This window comes from Granulibacter bethesdensis, assembly GCF_001889545.1.
Taxonomy (GTDB): domain Bacteria; phylum Pseudomonadota; class Alphaproteobacteria; order Acetobacterales; family Acetobacteraceae; genus Granulibacter; species Granulibacter bethesdensis_B.
In genome coordinates, this window is sequence record NZ_CP018194.1 from 1,879,797 (window position 1) to 1,902,406 (window position 22,610).

The following is a 22,610-nucleotide window of genomic DNA, read 5'->3' on the forward strand; positions in this document are numbered from 1 at the left end:
AAAAATAGGAATCGCATGTTTAATGTGACGAAGCGAATTAAAAAAAACGCCGTAGCCAGCAACGGCTACGGCGTCTGATAGATCGCGAAAAAGCAGAGTGAAATCAGACGCTCATCCGAACTGGCTCCGGCTGAGTGCGGAAACGCCGACCAGCGTGATCTGTGTGTTATCCGTCAATGTGAAGTGCATATTGCCGGACCCGTCCACACTCTTTGTCGCGTAGGACGCATCAACCTGTTCACCGGTGAAACCATTCAGGACCAGATGATCCGTACCAGCCGTGAAACCACTGATCGTGTCAGAGCCTCCAGCCTGACCATTGGCAAAGGCAAAGATATCAACTGACACGCTATTCGTGCTCCCGATCATCAGATAATTGCCAGTGCCGGCAAACATTACCGTGCCGTCAGCACCACCGCCATTCAGCGTCATGTTGCCGCCGGCGGCCTGCAACACATTCCCGCTCCCTGTCGCGGTCAGAACATCGCCATTCCCACCGCCAAACGCCAGACTGTGCCCGGCAACAGAGATCTGGTTCGAACCCGCACTCCCACCAAAATACGTGCCGTTGACGCCGTTATTCACCATGATGCTGCCATTGCCGCCCTGGATCGTGTCAGCGCCTCCGCCCCCCGTGTAGAACAGCGTCGCTCCGCTCTGACCAAAGGCAAGCAGCCCACCAGCCGAACCTCCAAACAGGTTGGACGTGCTGCCGGCGCCCGTCACGATAAACCCGCCGCCATTGCCCGCCGCGTAAGTCAGGTTACCCGCCGTGCCAAACAGGGTCGAGGCACCATCGCCACCCATAATGGTGCTCGCGCCGCCAGCCCCAATGAACATCACACCCGAAGACCCGCCAGAAATCGTCGCGTTCGAGCCAGCCGCACCAATCACGGTATTCGCGCCGGCTCCAACCGCGACATTATCCGCGCCATAGCTCCACAGAGAGTTCCCCTGGCCACTCAGCATGACGGTCGAACCACCAGTCCCTGTCAGGATCAGGTCATGACCGGCAGTAGCGTGGATTGTATCCTGACCGCGACCGCCGAAGATGGTTGCAGAACCCTCTCCATCATGGAACACAGTCGAGCCTCTGCCACCGATCAGCAGGTCACCACTGCCAACAGCCTGCAGCACGCCACCACCGGAACCACTCGCCAGAGTATCATGGCCGGAACCGCCAATGATCGTGTCAGCCGCTGCACCACCTGCCAGATACTGGTTCAGCGTCGTGTCCAGTTGCAGCACGATCGGAGCTGCTTCGTTTGACAGAGACAGACTGACCGAACTCGCAGAACCGCCACCGGTCGGCTGGAACACAAGGTTCTGCAACGCCGTGGAAACCTCGGCGGACGTCCCCGTCACGCTGTAGGTCTTGCCATCCGTGCTGACTTCACCAGAACCAAGATTCGCATAGGTCCCGGCATATGCAGCATCAAAACTGAAGTTCACTTTCATGCTCGATGCAGAGCTGCCAAAATTGACGCTTTGCGCGGGCAGGATGCCACCTGTCGCATAGATCTGTGTCCCGGCACCCGCATCCTTCTTCGCAAGGAAGATACGACCGGCAACACCATCATTTGCAAAATTCAGTGTATAGCTGCTGCCGCTGCCCGTAATGACCTTGACAACACCAGGCTGACCAGTCTGTTCAACATAGGTTTCATTGCTGTAGCCAAGATCTCTCAGATCAACTGTATCGTCGCTCTGGAATCCGCTGATGGTCAGACCGGATGTCACTGCACCGTTCTGAATTGCCAGGGTCCCGCTGCCAACACCCCCGAAAGTCAGGGAGCCACTTAGAGCAGCACCAGCCTCCACTGTTACTGTACCATGGCCGGCAATTACATCATCAATCGCAACACCACCAGACGATATAATCTGACCACCGCCGGAGGTCACTGTCGTTCTGCTGGCAATGGCGCCTGACGACACGAGCTGAGTACCGCCCGCAGCCAGAGTTGTCCCGGAGGCAAGACCACCGGCTAGCAACGCCTGCGTACCACCAGAAGCAAGGCTCGTCGCTATGGCAGAACCGCCTGCGGAAACAATCTGCAATGCAGATGCCAGAATGGACATGCCACTGACAGAAGCGCCGCTCAAGAGAACCTGCTGGCCGCCAGAACTGAAGACTGTGCTGCTGATAATCGCTCCGGACTGCACGGACTGTATGCCGCCTGCGCTCAGCACCGCTCCGGACGCAACACCACCAGACTGCACAGACTGCACACCACCGGAGGCCAGGACCGTCGTAGTGGCAGAACCACCGTCCATGACATTCTGCAAGGCAGAAGTCAGGATAGCAGCACCGGTCACTGAAGCACCGCTCGACAAAACCTGCTGACCGCCAGAGCTGAAGACTGTGCCGCTGACAATTGCTCCGGACTGCACAAACTGTGTACCGCCTGCGCTCAACACCGTCCCGGAGGCAACACCACCGGACCGCACAGACTGCGCACCACCAGAGGCAAGGCTCGTCGCTGTGGCAGAGCCACCATCCTCAATAAACTGTGTGGCAGAAGCAAAAATAGAAGCACTCATGACAGCGGCACCGCTCATCAGAGTTTGCTGGCTGCCGGACGTGAATACTGTGTCACTCACAACCGCGCCAGAAGACACGATTTGTGAGGCGTCAAAACCCAGGGTCGCCGAAAGAGAAGAGCCTCCGACATCAACAATCTGTATGCCTGCTGTCAGGAGTGTCGTAGCAGAGGCAATACCACCGGAGGATATCGTCTGTATCCCGCTCGAAACACTGGCGGAGATAGAAATCCCACTTTCCAGGATGGTCTGGGCGCCACCAGAAATGCTGGCCCCCGATTCCGACCCGCCGGAAGAAATAACCTGGGAACCACCCACGCTGATCTGCGTGCCGCTGGCGACACCACCCGATATAACCTGCTGGAGACCACTTGAGGCAATCGTGGCATTGCTGGCAACACCACCAGAGGAGATGGTCTGTATCCCGCCAGAAACACTGGCGGAGATAGAAATTCCACTTCCCAGGATGGTCTGGGCGCCACCAGAAATGTTTGCCCCCCATTCCGTCCCGCCGGAAGAAATAACCTGGGAACCACCCACGCTGATCTGCGTGCTGCTGGCGATACCACCCGATATGACCTGCTGGAGACCACCTGAAGCAATCGCAGCACTGCTGGCAACACCACCAATATAGATATTCTGCCAACCGCCCGAGCCAATCAGTGCACCAACACCGATACCGCCGGAGACAATATCCTGATTTGCACCCAGACTGATCTCTGCACCGCTGTCATAACCGCCTGACGAGACAGTTTGAGCACCACCAGAACTGATCACCGTATGACTGGCAACACCACCAGACATGATATTCTGCACACCACCGGAAAGAATCTGTGCATCAACAGTGATCCCTGAAACAGATTGACTACCAGACGCATTAATCAGTGTGCTGCTGGCTGTACCACCAGAGGAGACAGTTTGCGAACCACCAGAACTGATCTGCGTCCCGGTCGTCAAGCCACCTGAAAGCACAAGCTGTGATCCGCCCGAACTGACATTTGTCTGACTTCCGATACCACCAGCATAAATCAACTGGGATGCACCGTCCCCAACCAATGTCGCGGAAACAGCAATACCAGAAACAAACTGTCTTCCACTTATAACAAGCGTAGAGCTTGCGATGCCATTTGAAAGAATATCCTGGCTACCGTAGACGCTTGCACCTATGTCCGTTCCGGCCGCAGACACAGTCTGCGATCCACCTGTCTGTATCGTCGTTCCAGATGCAATACCGCCAGACAAAATGGTCTGCAAACCACCGGAAATTGTCGTCCCGCTGGCCATACCCCAGGAAAGGGTCTGGACGCCACCAGAAGCAATCACGGCATCATAGGAATGACCACCGCTATTAACCGTCTGGGAACCACCAGACAGGATCAGTGCGGATGTGACATTGCCACCATCTGAAACAGCTTGCAAACCGCCTGAACTGATCGTTGCAGAGGCATCATCACCCAGAACAGTCTGAGAGCCACCAGAGCTGATTATCGCAGAGACAGCAGATCCGTTTAAAGCAACAGTTTGAACCCCTCCTGTGCTGATCACGGTTCTGGTGGCTGTACCCGACAAAAGAACAGACTGCACACCACCAGAGCTGATGACGGTCCCAGTTGTCTGACCTGTAAAGCCGACACTCTGCACACCATTCGCGCTGATTGTCGTTGAGATGGCTATGGCCTGCACGCCGACATTCTGAATGCCACCAGCACCGATCTGGGTATTGCTCGTAATAGCGCCGGAGGCAAATGTCTGCACCCCCCCAGAGCTAATCACCGCACTGATCACAATCCCACCGGAATTAATTGTCTGCGACCCACCGGAACTGATGACCGTGCTGACCACTGTACCACCGGACCCGACAGACTGGACGCCCCCGGAACTGACTTGCGTGCCACTTGCAGAACCACCACTCAGGATGATCTGCTGACCACTGGATAGCAGAACCGTACTGGACGCCACCCCACCTGAAGACACGAATTGCGCACCACCGGAATTTAGCGTTGCAGAAAGAGCAGATCCACCGCTCATCACATTCTGGATACCACCGGAACTGATAAATGTTCTGCTCGCTGCTCCATACAGGCTCTGCTGACCGCCGGCCTTGATCGTTGCCGAGACATCCGTACCGCCAGACAACACAGATTGTCTGCCACCCGTAAGCAGTGTACCCACGGCAGAACCGCTGGCACTAACGGTCTGCGAACCACCGACGCTGATGACAGTTGCGCTCGCAACCGCAGCCCCACTCATAACGTCCTGCTTGCCGCCGGAACTGATCAGTGCGCCGCTGGCCGTACCGTAAACAGCCTGCAAACTGCCGGAACTGATTGTTGCCGAGACATCCTTACCACCAGACAACACAGATTGTGTGCCACCCGCCAGTATTGCGCCGACAGCAGAGCCGCCAGCACTGATCGTCTGGGAACCAGCAGAATTCAATATCGTAGCAGATGCAACACCACCTGAGGAAACGATCTGCATACCGCTTGATGCCAGGATCGTTCCAACAGCGACAGCGCCGGCAGACAATGTCTGCGAGGCAGCAGTCTGAACCGATGTACCACTGACGGAGGCACCGCTCAGTACAATCTGCTGACCACCAGCGCTGAACACCGTTCCACTGGCAACACCACCCGCAGACACAAGCTGTGTGCCGCCGGAAGCCAGGATCGTTGCAATCGCCGAACCGCCATTACTGACAGTCTGGATGGCAGAGGTCAGAATGGATGTAGCACTGGCAGAGCCACCGCTCAGCAAGGTCTGCTGACCGCCCGAGCTCAACACCGCACCACTGGCAAGCCCACCCGCCACCACGCGCTGCGTGCCACCAGAGCTCATTACTGTGCCCGAGGCAACACCACCGGACGATATGATCTGGATGCCACCCGAAGCCAATGTCGTTGCCGCTGCAACACCGCCATTTGATACAGTCTGTGAGGCTGCTGTCAGAATGGAAGCGCCACTGACAGAAGCACCGTTCAGCAGGGTCTGTTTACCACCGGAGCTGAAGACTGTTCCGATTACGACGCCACCAGAGGATACGATCTGACTACCGGCGCCCGTCAGCACGGCACTGACCGCACTGCCCACAACCTGTTGCTGACCAGCGCTGATCACCGTATTGCTGGCGATACCGGTGGCAAAAATTTTCTGTACAGCACCATTACCAACAATGGTTGTGCTGCTGGCCGCACCACCACCCGACACATATTGTAAAGCCCCCGCAGACAGAAGGGAGCTGATCGCAACACCACCAAAATTTACATTTTGCAGTGTCATATTGCCCAGAGTGGTTGCAATGGCCGAGCCACCGGAGCTGACATGCTGTGTTGCCAGACCAGCAGTCAGGATGGCACCGCTGATCACCGCGCCGGACATGACATCCTGCTGGCCATTGCTACCAAACACGGTTCCACTGACGATGCCGCCGGAATACACGGTCTGTCGACCACCATTCGAAATGGTCGTGCCGATGGCCGTGCCACCACCCAAGACAAACTGCGTTCCCGACGTCGCAACAACAGCGCTGGTAGCCGAGCCACCACTCAGAACATTCTGTGCGCCATTCTGACCAATGGCAGTGCCATCCGCCGAAGCACTGGCAGAGATAATCTGCGTACCACCATTGGCCAGAACTGTCCCGGTCGCTGTCGCGCCGGAAGACAGCGTCTGGGATGCCCCGACCAGTAGAGACAAACCACTGATTGAGACGCCGCTCAGCAAAACCTGCTGACCACCGGCGCTGAAGATGGTGTTGCTGATGATGGCGCCTGATGACAGGAACTGCGTGCCACCGGAAAGCAAAGTGGCGGAGACCGCAGAACCGCCCATCATAACCACCTGGGAGCCGCCGGCGCTGACCTGTGCAGCGCTGGTCAGACCACCGGAGCTGATAGTCTGCAACCCGCCGGAGCTGATCTGTGCACCGCTGTCGACACCAGTCGACAGTACAGTCTGTATGCCACCTGCGCTGATTTGTGCAGCAACTGCGACACCTCTGGAATTGACCTGCTGGCTGCCACTGAGGAGCTTCGTACCACTGGCAACGCCTCCACCCCAGATATTCTGTGTACCACCTGCACTGATCTGCGTACCGCTGGCAACACCGGTAGAGTGAATCTGCTGAGTAGCGCCCACAAGGATGGTATCATTGGCGACACCGCCAGAGGAAACAACCTGAAAACCGCCTGAACCGATCTGGGCATTACTGGCAACACCACCGGAAAAAATATCCTGCTCGCCGCCTGAGCTAACCTGTGTGACACTGGCCACACCTCCAGAGGAAACATACTGGAATGCACCAAGCTGAAGCTGTGCACTGACAGCATTACCATACACATACTGGTGGCCACGGGAACCAAGCAGTCCGCCACTGGCGACGCCGCCAGCAGAAATATACTGATTACCACCAGAGATGAACTGCGTGCCACTGGCAACACCGCCGGAGGAGATGAATTGCTGTCCACCAGAGCTCAGTTGCGCAGTGTTAGCAACACCCCCCGCAGAAATCGTTTGCTGACCGCCAGAGCTGATCTGTGTACCGCTGGCGACACCACCGGAGAAAATTGCCTGCGATGCACCTGCGCTGATCTGCGCACCGCTTTCAACACCTCCATTCAAAACAGTCTGCAAGCCACCGGAACTCAATACGGTGGCAACAGCAATACCGCCAGACGAGACGATCTGCGTGCCGCCTGATGCCAGAGTCGTGGCTGTGGCTGTTGCGCCAGACAGCGTCTGGGATGCGGCAACCTGAAGAGAGAAGCCGCTTATGGAAGCGCCATTTAGCAGAATCTGCTGGGCACCGGCATTGAACACCGTGTTGCTGAACACGGCCCCGGAAGCCAGAATCTGTGCACCGCCAGAGCTGATGACAGCAGAAACAGCCGAACCACCACCGCCGATATACTGTGAACCACCGGCACTGACCTGGGCCGCGATGTCCACACCGCCAGAAGCAATCCTTTGTATACCACCGGAACTGATGACCGTATCGCTGCCGACAGCACCGCTGAAAATACGCTGATCACCCCCCTGAAAGACCTGTGTCGCGCTGGCCAGGCTCCCCGAGTAAACATATTGCTGGCCACCGCTGCTGATCTGTGTATCAACAGCAGAACCGGAGTTAACCCACTGTATGGCGCCAGCGCTGATCTGCGTACCACTTGCGACGCCACCATTGTAAATACTCTGGTTGGCACTGCTCAGTTGTGTCGCACTGGCAATACCGCCAAAAAGAGTCTGATCGGCCCCTGAAGCAAGCTGCGCACTGATCGCGACACCGCTGCTGTAAACATTTTGCTGGGCTGCCGAGGTAAGCCGAGTGCCGCTGGCAACACCGCCAGAATAGATCCATTGCTGACCACTGGTGTTGAGCACCGTAGCGATTGCGACGCCACCGCTCGATATTTGTTGGCTGCCGCCAGAGGCGAGAACCGTTGCGGTTGCCGTGCCTCCGGAAGACAGGGTCTGGGAAACCGCACTCAGAAACGACACGCCACTTGTAGACGCGCCATTCACCAGAACCTGCTGGGCACCGGCAGAGTAAACGATACCGCTGATAACAGCCCCACCGTTCAGGAACAGACTGCCGCCAGAGCTCACCGTCGCAGACGTCGCAGAACCGCCAGACATAACAGACTGGCTGCCACCGGCACTGATCTGCGTACCGCTCGCTACGCCACCAGAGTAAACATTCTGCAAGCCACCAGAACTGATCTGCGTGCTATTTGCTACGCCGGCAGACCAAACATTCTGCAAGCCACCAGAACTGATCTGCGTGCCACTCGTTGCACCAGTAGTCCAAACACTCTGCTGGCCACCAGAACTGACCTTCGTGCCATTCGCTATGCCGCCATACCACACATTCTGCTGGGCACCGAAACTGATCTGCGTGCCGCTCTCTACGCCGCCAGACCAAACATTCTGCGTGCCACCGGAACTAAGCTGCGTGCCGCTTGCTACACCACCATATACAACATACTGCAAGCCACCAGAACTGATCTGTGTGCCACTCGCTACGCCGCCAGATACATTCTGCACGCCACCAGAACTGAGCTGCGTCCCACTCGCTACGCCGCCAGACAGAACATCCTGCAAGCCACCGGAACTGATCTGCGTCCCACTCGCTACGCCGCCAGAGGAAACAGTCTGGGAACCACCGGAGATGAGCACAGCGCCCGAGGCAATACCCCCCGAGGAAATTATCTGCACACCGGAGACGAGCGCACTGGTATCAACGCCACCCGCTGAAACACCCTGTGACCCGCCCGCGCTGATAACCGTCGCACTGGCGGCCCCCCTCAGGTACATTACACCAGAGGACGCAATATTCGTTGCGGAAACAGAACCACCAGAATCAACAGTCTGCGAACCTCCACTGCTGAGCCGCGTGTTGCTGGCAACGCCGCCCGCGTTAACAGCCTGCAGTCCGCCCGAGAGGACCCGCGTGCTGTTCGCGACAGCACCAGACAGAACATACTCGCTGCCAGCACTAAGGCTCGTAGCGCTGGCGCTACCGCCAGAGCTAATGATCTGCATAGCACCCGAGTAAACCTGCGCTCCAATAGCGCTGCCCCCTGCTGAAATGTAAGCAGTTGCCGCGCCAAAAAGATTCCCATCAGCAGCAACGCCACCCACATAAACAATCTGCGTCGTCCCTGAGTAGGCAGTCGTGCCCGCTGCCAGACCTCCAGAGGAGACAATCTGCTGGGCGCCCGATGAAAGCGTTGCCCGTCTTCCCACACCACCAGAGGAGATCGTTTGTGAAGCCCCAACAAAAGTCCGGTCGCTATCTATGGCACCACTCAGCAGAACCTGCTGCGCACCGGAACTGTAAATTGTGCCACTGGTATAGCCGCCCGATCCGATAAATTGCGTGCCGCCCGAGCCAACGCTGGTCGCAATCGCAGAGCCACTCCCCATCACGAATTGGGAACCGCCAGCAGACACAAAGGCCGAAATGGAAGAACCGGCACTCAAAACAATCTGGGAGCCGCCAGACGACACCAAGGCCGAAATGGCAGAACCGCCACTCGAAACAGTCTGGGAGCCACCAGAATTCAGCACAGTGCCGGAAGCGATACCGCTATTGCCAACAACCTGCGAACCACCGGAAGCCAGAATCGTCCCTGAAGCAGTGCCGGAATTACCAACCGACTGGGTGGCAGCCACCTGAAAGGACACGTTGCTGACAACGCCACCATTAACCACCACTTGCAGCGCACCGGCATTGAAAACGGTGTTACCGGCTACCCCACCTGCCTCTATGCTCTGTATGCCGCCAGAATATACGACCGCCGATGAAAGGTTATAGCCGCCACTCTGGAGCGTCTGGGTTCCCCCTGCCCTGATCTGGGCACTGACAGCATAGCCACCACTATAAAGAATCTGCTCACCACCCGCACTGACCTGTGTAGCTGAGGCTCTAGCATTGCCGTAAACATACTGCCTTCCTCTGGAATAAACAATTGTTCCGGTGGCTACAGACCCGGAGAGAAGCGTCTGGTTACCCCCGGAAACCCGCACATTACTGGCAGCGGCACCACTCTGTAGAACTTGCGTCGCCCGCTCATAGACAGTAGCACCTACATCAATACTACCGGAACTAACCGTCTGGCGACCACCGGAGCTAATCACCGTTCCGCTGGCTATACCGCCCGATACAACCGTCTGCTCACTACCACTTCCGATAATGGTAAAAGTGGCAGTACCTCCCTCCCTGACAGTCTGGCTGCTTCTATCATTAAGCTGTGTCGAAATTGTGCGGCCAGTTGAATAAACGTCCTCGATGGCAGCAAAGAACAATATTGTTCCGCTTGTATAACCACCGTTCAAGCTGACAACGGCACCTGTGCCGCTAGCCACTGTTCCAAAGGCTGAACCGCCACTAAAAACGGCCAATGTACCTCTATAAACATCATTAGTCTGCTGAATCTGCGTCCCGGTGGCATAGCCTCCGGACTGGATATACAGCCAGGTCTGGCTTGTAATCGTAAAATCAACAGCCGAGCCGTAGACATAGCCGAGACTAGTCACAGCAGAGGACAGTGTAATACCGCTGGAGGTAACACCCGATGAAACTGTTATTTGTGCCAAGACTATAATCCCTTAAATTTTTACGCGTCAGAAATGTAAATTCGATTCGAAGGTGAACTAATATTTTATTTCTAAGTTAATTAATTTAACTTCAAACAACATAGTTTCCTTCTCAGAAAAAATATTGAACCCACAAGGCATCACACCTCACATGAGTTTGATCACTAGCATCAGACTCAGAAAGAATAATACCAAAAATTTCATTTTTTAATTAAAAATCGCGCACAGGTTGTGCTTGTACAACCACTTGCATTTGTACACTCCGCGCAAGCTAACCTCCTGCACAGGAAGCGGACCCGAAATCCTGCGCTCTTTCCCAACCACCAGGTGCAGAGCACCTGTCGAGTGGTCTCGATACCCCTACGGGCAGAACCGGCATGCATAACGGTGACACGGGAGCAGGCCGTTACAGATGTTGCCCGAGGGCCCGCAGGCTATTTTATAGAGCTGAGCATCAATAGCCGTACCACCAGACCAAACACTGACTTCTATTGAACATAAAACCAAAATAGGAATCGCATGTTTAATGTGACGAAGCGAATTTAAAAAAACGCCGTAGCCAGCAATGGCTACGGCGTCTATCGCGTATCAATAACATTTTCCCTGCAATAAAAAGCAGAGTGAAGTCAGACCATTTATCCGAACTGGTTCCGGCTGAGTGCAGAAACGCCGACCAGCGTGATCTGCGTGTTATCCGTCAATGTGAAGTGCATGTTGCCGGACCCGTCCACACTCTTCGTCGCATAGGACGCATCAACCTGTTCACCGGTGAAACCATTCAGAACCAGGTGATCCGTACCAGCCGTGAAACCACTGATCGTATCCGAGCCTCCAGCCTGACCATTGGCAAAGGCAAAGATATCAACTGACACGCTATTCGTGCTCCCGATCATCAGATCATCGCCAGTCCCCGCGAACATTACCGTGCCGTCAGCACCACCGCCATTCAGCGTCATGTTGCCGCCGGCGGCCTGCAACACATTCCCGCTCCCTGTCGCGGTCAGAACATCGCCATTCCCACCGCCAAACGCCAGACTGTGCCCGGCAACAGAGATCTGGTTCAAACCAGCCGTCCCACCAAAATACGTGCCGTTGACGCCGTTATTCACCATGATGCTGCCATTGCCGCCCTGGATCGTGTCAGCGCCTCCGCCCCCCGTGTAGAACAGCGTCGCTCCGCTCTGACCAAAGGCAAGCAGCCCACCAGCCGAACCTCCAAACAGGTTGGACGTGCTGCCGGCGCCCGTCACGATAAACCCGCCGCCATTGCCCGCCGCGTAGGTCAGGTTACCCGCCGTGCCAAACAGGGTCGAGGCACCATCGCCACCCATAATGGTGCTCGCGCCGCCAGCCCCAATGAACATCACACCCGAAGACCCGCCAGAAATCGTCGCGTTCGAGCCAGCCGCACCAATCACGGTATTCGCGCCGGCTCCAACCGCGACATTATCCGCGCCATAGCTCCACAGAGAGTTGCCCTGGCCACTCAGCGTGACGGTCGAACCACCAGTCCCTGTCAGGATCAGATCATGACCGGCAGTAGCGTGGATTGTATCCTGACCACGACCGCCGAAGATGGTTGCAGAACCCTCTCCATCATGGAACACGGTCGAGCCTCTGCCACCGATCAGCAGGTCACCACTGCCAACAGCCTGCAGCACGCCACCACCGGAACCACTCGCCAGAGTATCATGGCCAGAACCGCCAATGATCGTGTCAGCCGCTGCACCACCTGCCAGATACTGGTTCAGCGTCGTGTCCAGTTGCAGCACGATCGGAGCTGCCTCGTTTGACAGAGACAGACTGACCGAACTCGCAGAACCGCCACCGCTCGGCTGGAACACCAGGTTCTGCAACGCCGTGGAAACCTCGGCGGACGTCCCCGTCACGCTGTAGGTCTTGCCATCCGTGCTGACTTCACCAGAACCAAGATTCGCATAGCTTCCCGCATATGCAGAATCAAAGCCAAACTTAGCCGTCACACTGGAGGCCGTGCCACCAAGAGACATGCTCTGTGCTGGCAGAATGCCTCCCGCTGCATACAGCACAGTGGAACCATTCGAACCCTGCCGCGCAAGGAATACACGATTGCCAGGCCCGTCACTCGCAAAGTTCAGACTGTAGCTGCCATTCCCCGTCACAACGCTGGTAGTGCTGCCGGATTGTGTCACATAGGTCTGGCTGTCATAGCCGAGACCGGTCAGATCAATCTCATCGTCGCTCTGGAAACCGCTGATCACAGCGCCAGAGACGACCGCGCTGTTGTCTCCGATGACGAGCGTCCCACTGCCAACACCCGAGAAAGTCAACGAGCCACTGAGCACACCACCGCTATTGACAGTGACCGTCCCGCTACCGGCAATCACGTCATTCAACGCAACGCCGCCGGCAAAGATCTGCTGGCCACCACCAGAGGTCACAACAGTCCCACTAGCAACGCCGCCGGACTGGATGCTTTGCAACGCACCGCTACCGATTACCTGCGCACTATACGCAACCCCGGACAATGTCTGAAGTGTCCCAAGCAACTGGGTACCACTCGCCACACCGCCCGCATCCACGAACTCGCTGCCGGAACTGACAACCGTGCCGGATGCAATACCTCCGCTGCTGATCAATTCATTTCCGCTGATCAGCACTGTCCCGCTTGCGGTGCCGCCGCTGAGGAGGAACACATAACCGCCAGAACTGACGACGGTGCCGAGTGCACTCCCTCCCGCGCTGATAAGCTGGGCGCCACCACTGTTCACGGTCACCGACAGGACAGAACCACCAGAAGAAACCGCCTGCAAACCACGATTGCTGATGACGGTGCCGCTTGCTACGCCGCCAGAGGATACGTACTGCCTGCCACCAGAACTGAGCTGCGCGCCAATCGCTACGCCACCAGAAGATACAGTCTGCAACGCACCAGAGACGAGAACCGTTCCGGTTGCCGTCCCGCCGGAAGACAGAATCTGGGAGACCGCACTCAGAAAGGACACGCCACTTGTAGACGCGCCATTCACCAGAACCTGCTCCGCACCAGCAGAGTAGACGATACCGCTGACAACAGCGCCACCGTTCAGAACCAGGGTGCCACCAGAGCTCACCGTCGCAGACGTAGCAGAACCGCCAGACTGAACAGACTGGCTGCCACCGGCACTGATCTGCGTGCCGATCGCTACGCCGCCAGAAGATACAATCTGCACCGCACCAGAGGTCAGAACTGTGCCTGTTGCCGTGCCTCCGGAAGACAGGGTCTGGGAAACCGCACTCAGAAACGACATGCCATTTGTAGACGCACCATTCACCAGAACCTGCTGTGCACCAGCAGAGTAAACGATACCGCTGACTATAGCGCCACCGTTCAGAACCAGACTGCCACCAGAGCTCACCGTCGCAGACGTCGCGGAACCACCAGAAACAACGTACTGTAACCCACCAGAACTGATCTGCGTACCGATCGCTACGCCGTCAGAGGATACAGTCTGCAACGCACCAGAGGCGAGAACCGTTCCGGTGGCCGTGCCTCCGGAAGACAGGGTCTGGGAAACCGCACTCAGAAACGACACGCCACTTGTAGATGCGCCATTCACCAGAACCTGCTGCGCACCAGCAGAGTAAACAATACCGCTGACAACAGCGCCACCGTTCAGAACCAGCGTGCCACCAGAGCTCACCATCACAGACGTCGCGGAACCGCCAGACTGAACAGACTCGAGGCCACCATTGCTGATGACCGTACCGCTCACTGCACCACCCAAGGAAATACGCTGCAAGCCACCAGAACTGATCTGCGTGCCATTCGCTACGCCGCCAGAGTAAACATACTGCAAGCTACCAGAATTGATCTGCGTGCCGTTCGTTACGCCTCCATCGTAAGTAAGTTGCCAGCCACCAGAACTAAGCTGCGTGCTATTCGCTACGCCGCCACCATAAACGTCCTGCTGGCCACCAGAACTGATCTGCGTCCCATTCGCTACACCACCAGAAGAAAGGTACTGAAAGCCACCAGAACTGATCTGCGTGCCGTTCGCTACGCCGCCAGAGATAACAAATTGCCGGCCCCAAGAACTGATCTGCACGCCACTCGCTACGCCACCAGAGAAAACATACTGCGAGCCAAAAGGACTGATCTGCGTGCCACTCGCTACGCCGCCAGAAGAAATATACTGAAGTGAAGCACTGCCAACTGTCGTCGAAACAGCAGAGCCACCGGCAAAAACGGTCTCAGTGGAAGAGCCAGTGAGCTCCGTATTGATGGTCGTGCCGAACACATCCATCGTGGCAGAGCCAGTTGAGCCATTCAACGTCACGCCACTGGACGTAAAGCCCGCAGAAACAACAATATCAGCCATTACCACCCTTAAATCCGGTCAGAATAAAAAATAAGACATCACGGCTCGTATAGGCTTGTTCCTAGCATCAGATTCAGGAATGGCACTACAAAAAATTTCATTTTTTAATTAAAAATCGCGCATAGGTTGTGCTTGTACAACCACTTGCATTTGTACACTCCGCACAAGCTAACCTCCTGCACAGGAAGCGGACCCGAAATCCTGCGCTCTTTCCCAACCAGCAGGTGCAGGGCACCTTTCGGGTGGTCTCGACGCCCTATGGGTAGAACCAGCATGCATAACGGTGACACGGGAACAAGCCGTTACAGATGTTGCCCGAGGGCCCGCAGGCTATTTTATAGAGCTGAGCATCAATAGCCGTACCACCAGACCAAACACTGACTTCTATTGAACATAAAACCAAAATAGGAATCGCATGTTTAATGTGACGAAGCGAATTTAAAAAAACGCCGTAGCCAGCAATGGCTACGGCGTCTATCGCGTATCAATAACATTTTCCCTGCAATAAGAAGCAGAGTGAAGTCAGACCATTTATCCGAACTGGTTCCGGCTGAGTGCGGTTACGCCGACCAGCGTGATCTGCGTGTTATCCGTCAATGTGAAGTGCATATTGCCGGACCCGTCCACACTCTTTGTCGCGTAGGACGCATCAACCTGTTCACCAGAGAAACCATTCAGGACCAGATGATCCGTACCAGCCGTGAAACCACTGATCGTGTCAGAGCCTCCAGCCTGACCATTGGCAAAGGCAAAGATATCAACTGACGCGCTATTCGTGCTCCCGATCATCAGATCATCGCCAGTCCCCGCGAACATCACAGTGCCGTCAGCACCACCGCCATTCAGCGTCGTGTTGCCACCGGCGGCCTGCAACACATTCCCGCTCCCTGTCGCGGTCAGAACATCGCCATTCCCACCGCCAAACGCCAGACTGTGCCCGGCAACAGAGATCTGGTTCAAACCCGCACTCCCACCAAAATACGTGCCGTTGACGCCGTTATTCACCATGATGCTGCCATTGCCGCCCTGGATCGTGTCAGCGCCTCCGCCCCCCGTGTAGAACAGCGTCGCTCCGCTCTGACCAAAGGCAAGCAGCCCACCAGCCGAACCTCCAAACAGGTTGGACGTGCTGCCGGCGCCCGTCACGATAAACCCGCCCCCATTGCCCGCCGCGTAAGTCAGGTTACCCGCCGTGCCAAACAGGGTCGAGGCACCATCCCCACCCATAATGGTGCTCGCGCCGCCTGCCCCAATGAACATCACACCGGAAGACCCGCCAGAAATCGTCGCGTTCGAGCCAGCCGCACCAATCACGGTATTCGCGCCGGCTCCAACCGCGACATTATCCGCGCCATAGCTCCACAGAGAGTTCCCCTGGCCACTCAGCATGACGGTCGAACCGCCAGTCCCTGTCAGGATCAGATCATGACCGGCAGTAGCGTGGATTGTATCCTGACCACGACCGCCGAAGATGGTTGCAGAACCCTCTCCATCATGGAACACGGTCGAGCCTCTGCCACCGATCAGCAGGTCACCACTGCCAACAGCCTGCAGCACGCCACCACCGGAACCACTCGCCAGAGTATCATGGCCAGAACCGCCAATGATCGTGTCAGCCGCTGCACCACCTGCCAGATACTGGTTCAGCGTCGTGTCCAGTTGCAGCACGATCGGAGCTGCCTCGTTTGACAGAGACAGACTGACCGAACTCGCAGAACCGCCACCGCTCGGCTGGAACACCAGGTTCTGCAACGCCGTGGAAACCTCGGCGGACGTCCCCGTCACGCTGTAGGTCTTGCCATCCGTGCTGACTTCACCAGAACCAAGATTCGCATAGCTTCCCGCATATGCAGAATCAAAGCCAAACTTAGCCGTCACACTGGAGGCCGTGCCACCAAGAGACATGCTCTGTGCTGGCAGAATGCCTCCCGCTGCATACAGCACAGTGGAACCATTCGAACCCTGCCGCGCAAGGAATACACGATTGCCAGGCCCGTCACTCGCAAAGTTCAGACTGTAGCTGCCATTCCCCGTCACAACGCTGGTAGTGCTGCCGGATTGTGTCACATAGGTCTGGCTGTCATAGCCGAGACCGGTCAGATCAATCTCATCGTCGCTCTGGAAACCGCTGATCACAGCGCCAGAGACGACCGCGCTGTTGTCTCCGATGACGAGCGTCCCACTGCCAACACCCGAGAAAGTCAACGAGCCACTGAGCACACCACCGCTATTGACAGTGACCGTCCCGCTACCGGCAATCACGTCATTCAACGCAACGCCGCCGGCAAAGATCTGCTGGCCACCACCAGAGGTCACAACAGTCCCACTAGCAACGCCGCCGGACTGGATGCTTTGCAACGCACCGCTACCGATTACCTGCGCACTATACGCAACCCCGGACAATGTCTGAAGTGTCCCAAGCAACTGGGTACCACTCGCCACACCGCCCGCATCCACGAACTCGCTGCCGGAACTGACAACCGTGCCAATCGCGACACCGCCCGAATAGATATTTTCCATCCCGCCCGACAGCACCGTGCCGGATGCAATGCCTCCACTGCTGATCAATGCATTGCCGCCGATCAGCACAGTGTCGCTGGCCGTGCCGCCGCTCAGATACAGATCACCATTGGTGGTTATGCGGGTGCCTGATACCGATCCACCAGACTGCACCACCGTCCTGCCATTGTTCAGCAGCGTGCCAATCGCGGAACCACCCGAAGAAACAATCAGGTCGCTGGCCTGATTCTCGATATCAACACCTGATACGCTGGCGCCGGAAGAAACAGTGAAGTTCCCACCTGACAAAACAGCAGACTGCGCCACGCCGCCACTGAGAAGGGATACATTACCGCCAAGACGGATGACTGTGCCGAGTGCACTCCCTCCCGCACTGATAATCTGGCTGCCGCCGCTGTTCACACTCGCCGACAGGACAGAACCGCCTGACGAAACAGCCTGCAAGCCACCATTGCTGATGACCGTGCCACTCGCGACACCGCCAGAGGAGACGAGCTGCAACGCCCCAGAAGCGAGAACCGTGGCCGTTGCCGTGCCTCCGGAAGACAGGGTCTGGGAAACCGCACTCAGAAACGACACGCCACTTACAGACGCACCATTCACCAGAACCTGCTGCGCACCAGCAGAGTAAACAATACCGCTGACAACAGCCCCACCATTCAGAACCAGACTGCCGCCAGAGCTCACCGTCGCAGACGTAGCGGAACCACCAGACAGAACAGACTCGATGCCACCATTGCTGATGACCGTGCCACTCGCTGCCCCGCCAGAGAAAACAAGCTGATTGCCACCACCACTGATCTGCGTACCGCTCGCTACGCCGCCAGAGTTAACATCCTGCCTGCCACCAGAACTGATCTGCGTGCTGCTCGCTACGCCGCCAGAGGAAACAATCTGAAAGCCACTAGAACTGAGCTGGGTGCCATTCGCTACAGCGCCAGAGGAAACATACTGCACGCCACCAGCATTGATCTGCGTGCCACTCGCGACGCCGCCAGGCCGAACATACTGATAGCCAGCAGAATTGAGCTGCGCGCCGTTTGCTATGCCGCCAGACCACACATACTGCTGGCCCCCAGAACTGAGCTGCGTGCCGATCACTACGCCACCAGACACGACGTACTGCACCCCACCAGAACTGACCTGCGTACCGCTTGCTACGCCGCCAGAGGATACAGCCTGCACCGCACCAGAGGCGAGAACCGTTCCGGTTGCCGTGCCGCCGGAAGACAGGGTCTGGGAAACCGCACTCAGAAACGACACGCCATTTGTAGACGCACCACTCACCAGAACCTGCTGCGCACCTGCAGAGTAAACGATACCGCTGACAACAGCGCCACCGTTCAGAACCAGACTGCCACCAGAGCTCACCGTCGCAGACGTCGCGGAACCGCCAGACAGAACAGACTGGCTGCCACCAGAGCTGATCTGCGTGCCACTCGCCACACCGCCAGAGGATACAACCTGCACCGCACCAAAGGCGAGAACCGTTCCGGTTGCCGTGCCGCCGGAAGACAGGGTCTGGGAAACCGCACTCAGAAACGACACCCCATTTGTAGACGCACCACTCACCAGAACCTGCTGTGCACCTGCAGAGTAAACGATACCGCTGACTACAGCCCCACCGTTCAGAACCAGCGTGCCACCAGAGCTCACCGTCGCAGACGTCGCGGAACCGCCAGACTGAACAGACTGGCTGCCACCAGAGCTGATCTGCGTGCCACTCGCTACGCCGGCAGCCAAAACAAGCTGTGCGCCACCACCACTGATCTGCGTACCGCTCGCTACGCCGCCAGATATAACATACTGTAAGCCCCCAGAACTAAGCTGCGTGCCACTCGCTACACCGCCAGTAACATCCTGCCAGCCCCCAGAACTGACCTGCGCACCGCTCGCTACGCCGCCAGAGGAAACACCCTGCCTGCCACCAGAACTGATCTGCGTACCGCTCGCTATGCCGCCAGAGTAAACATTCTGCTGGCCACCGGAACTGATCCGCGTGCCACTCACTACACCGCCAGAAACATACTGCTGGCCACCCGAACTGATCTGCGTGCCGCTCGCTACGCCGCCAGACGCAACATACTGCACGCCCGCAATGATCTGCGTGCCACTCGCTATGCCGCCAGACAGAACAGACTGGCTGCCACCACCACTGATCTGCGCACCACTCGCCACACCGCCAGAGGATACAGTCTGCAACGCACCAAAGGAGAGAACCGTTCCGGTTGCCGTGCCGCCGGAAGACAGGGTCTGGGAAACCGCACTCAGAAACGACACGCCATTTGTAGACGCACCACTCACCAGAACCTGCTGTGCACCTGCAGAGTAAACGATACCGCTGACAACAGCCCCACCGTTCAGAACCAGCGTTCCGCCAGAGCTGACCGTCGCAGACATCGCGGAACCACCAGACAGAACAGATTCGATGCCACCATTGCTGATGACCGTACTGCTCGCTACGCCGCCAGAGGAAACACTCTGCGTACCGCCAGAAGCGAGAACCGTTGCCGTTGCCGTGCCTCCGGAAGACAGGGTCTGGGAAACCGCACTCAGAAACGACACGCCACTTATAGATGCACCATTCACCAGAACCTGCTGGGCACCGGCAGAGTAAACGATACCGCTGACAACAGCCCCACCGTTCAGGAACAGACTGCCGCCAGAGCTCACCGTCGCAGACGTAGCAGAACCGCCAGACAGAACAGACTGGCTGCCACCGGCACTGATCTGCGTACCGCTCGCTATGCCGCCAGAGAAAACAAGCTGATTGCCACCACCACTGATCTGCGTACCGCTCGCTACGCCGCCAGAGTTAACATCCTGCCTGCCACCAGAACTGATCTGCGTGCTGCTCGCTACGCCGCCAGAGGAAACAATCTGAAAGCCACTAGAACTGAGCTGGGTGCCATTCGCTACAGCGCCAGAGGAAACATACTGCACGCCACCAGCATTGATCTGCGTGCCACTCGCGACGCCGCCAGGCCGAACATACTGATAGCCAGCAGAATTGAGCTGCGCGCCGTTTGCTATGCCGCCAGACCACACATACTGCTGGCCCCCAGAACTGAGCTGCGTGCCGATCACTACGCCACCAGACACGACGTACTGCACCCCACCAGAACTGACCTGCGTACCGCTTGCTACGCCGCCAGAGGATACAGCCTGCACCGCACCAGAGGCGAGAACCGTTCCGGTTGCCGTGCCGCCGGAAGACAGGGTCTGGGAAACCGCACTCAGAAACGACACGCCATTTGTAGACGCACCACTCACCAGAACCTGCTGTGCACCTGCAGAGTAAACGATACCGCTGACAACAGCCCCACCGTTCAGAACCAGACTGCCACCAGAGCTCACCGTCGCAGACGTCGCGGAACCGCCAGACTGAACAGACTGGCTGCCACCAGAGCTGATCTGCGTGCCACTCGCTACGCCGGCAGCCAAAACAAGCTGTGCGCCACCACCACTGATCTGCGTACCGCTCGCTACGCCGCCAGACCAAACAGTCTGCAGGCCACCAGCACTGATCTGCGTGCCACTCGCTGCCCCGCCAGAGAAAACATACTGCCAGCCACCAGAACTGATCTGCGCGCCGCTCGCTACGCCGCCAGAGTAAACATCCTGCAAGCCACCAGAACTGATCTGCGTGCTATTCGCTACGCCGCCAGAGGATACAACCTGTACCGCACCAGAAGCGAGAACCGTTCCGGTTGCCGTGCCTCCGGAAGACAGAGTCTGGAAAACAGCACTCAGAAACGACACGCCACTTGTAGACGCACCACTTACCAAAACCTGCTGCGCACCTGCAGAGTAAACGATACCGCTGACTACAGCGCCACCGTTCAGAACCAGGCTGCCGCCAGAGCTCACCGTCGCAGACGTCGCGGAACCGCCAGACTGAACAGACTCGATGCCACCATTGCTGATGACCGTGCCACTCGCTGCACCGCCAGACCAAACAAGCTGATAGCCACCAGAACTGATCTGCGTGCCACTCGCTACGCCGCCAGACCGAACAGACTGCTCGCCAGCACTGATCTGCGTGCCATTCGCTACGCCGCTAGAGTAAACATCCTGCCTGCCACCAGAACTGACCTGCGTACCGCTTGCTACGCCGCCAGAGGATACAGCCTGCACCGCACCAGAGGCGAGAACCGTTCCGGTTGCCGTGCCGCCGGAAGACAGGGTCTGGGAAACCGCACTCAGAAACGACACGCCATTTGTAGACGCACCACTCACCAGAACCTGCTGCGCACCTGCAGAGTAAACGATACCGCTGACTACAGCCCCACCGTTCAGAACCAGACTGCCACCAGAGCTCACCGTCGCAGACGTCACGGAACCACCAGACAGAACAGACTCGATGCCACCATTGCTAATGACCGTGCCGCTCACTGCACCGCCAGACCAAACAAGCTGATAGCCACCAGAACTGATCTGCGTGCCACTCGCTACGCCGCCAGGCCGAACATACTGCTGGCCCCCAGAACTGATCTGCGTGCCACTCGCTGCACCGCCAGACCAAACATACTGCACGCCAGCACTGATCTGCGCACCGCTCGCTACGCCGCTAGAGTAAACATCCTGCCTGCCACCAGAACTGATCTGCGTGCCGCTCGCTACGCCGCCAGAGGAAACAATCTGATGTGAAGCACTGCCAACTGTCGTCGAAACAGCAGAGCCGCCAGACAAAACAGTCTCAGTGGAAGAACCGGTGAGCTGCGTATTGCTGGTCGTGCCGAACACATCCATCGTGGCAGAGCCAGTTGAGCCATTCAACGTCACGCCACTGGACGTAAAGCCCGCAGAAACAACAATATCAGCCATTACCACCCTTAAATCCGGTCAGAATAAAAAATAAAACATCACGGCTCGTATAGGCTTGTTCCTAGCATCAGATTCAGGAATGGCACTACAAAAAATTTCATTTTTTAATTAAAAATCGCGCACAGGTTGTGCTTGTACAACCACTTGCATTTGTACACTCCACGCAGGCTAACCTCCTGCACAGGAAACAGACCCGAAATTCTGCAATCCTTTCCAACCAGCGGGCGCGGGGCACCTGTCGGGTGGTCTCGATACCCCTACGGGCAGAACCCACATGCATAACGG

At 57.2% G+C, this 22,610-nt stretch carries 3 protein-coding genes; all 3 read right to left on the minus strand.

What is annotated here, in order from left to right; translation table 11 throughout:
* Positions 1 to 111: 111 nt before the first annotated feature.
* The 3 genes from GbCGDNIH8_RS12735 to GbCGDNIH8_RS12675 all read right to left on the minus strand — a co-directional run bounded on the left by GbCGDNIH8_RS12735 (position 112) and on the right by GbCGDNIH8_RS12675 (position 22,325).
* Positions 112 to 10,638 (minus strand): AIDA repeat-containing protein, encoded by a 10,527-nt coding sequence (locus GbCGDNIH8_RS12735; protein WP_095206445.1) that lies wholly within the window; start codon positions 10,636 to 10,638, stop codon positions 112 to 114.
* A gap of 635 nt (positions 10,639 to 11,273) precedes the next feature.
* Positions 11,274 to 14,978, minus strand: a complete 3,705-nt coding sequence (locus GbCGDNIH8_RS08655) for an AIDA repeat-containing protein (protein ID WP_072572871.1) — start codon at positions 14,976 to 14,978, stop codon at positions 11,274 to 11,276.
* Positions 14,979 to 15,509: 531 nt separating this feature from the next.
* Positions 15,510 to 22,325 carry an AIDA repeat-containing protein gene (locus GbCGDNIH8_RS12675; protein WP_081368927.1) on the minus strand — a complete coding sequence of 2,272 codons (6,816 nt, stop codon included), beginning with the start codon at positions 22,323 to 22,325 and terminating at the stop codon, positions 15,510 to 15,512.
* Positions 22,326 to 22,610: the final 285 nt, after the last annotated feature.

Excerpts from the sequence above, each read along its gene's own strand:
- GbCGDNIH8_RS08655 (WP_072572871.1), bottom strand. The coding sequence starts at position 14,978 with ATGGCTGATATTGTTGTTTCTGCGGGCTTTACGTCCAGTGGCGTGACG.
- GbCGDNIH8_RS12675 (WP_081368927.1), bottom strand. The coding sequence starts at position 22,325 with ATGGCTGATATTGTTGTTTCTGCGGGCTTTACGTCCAGTGGCGTGACG.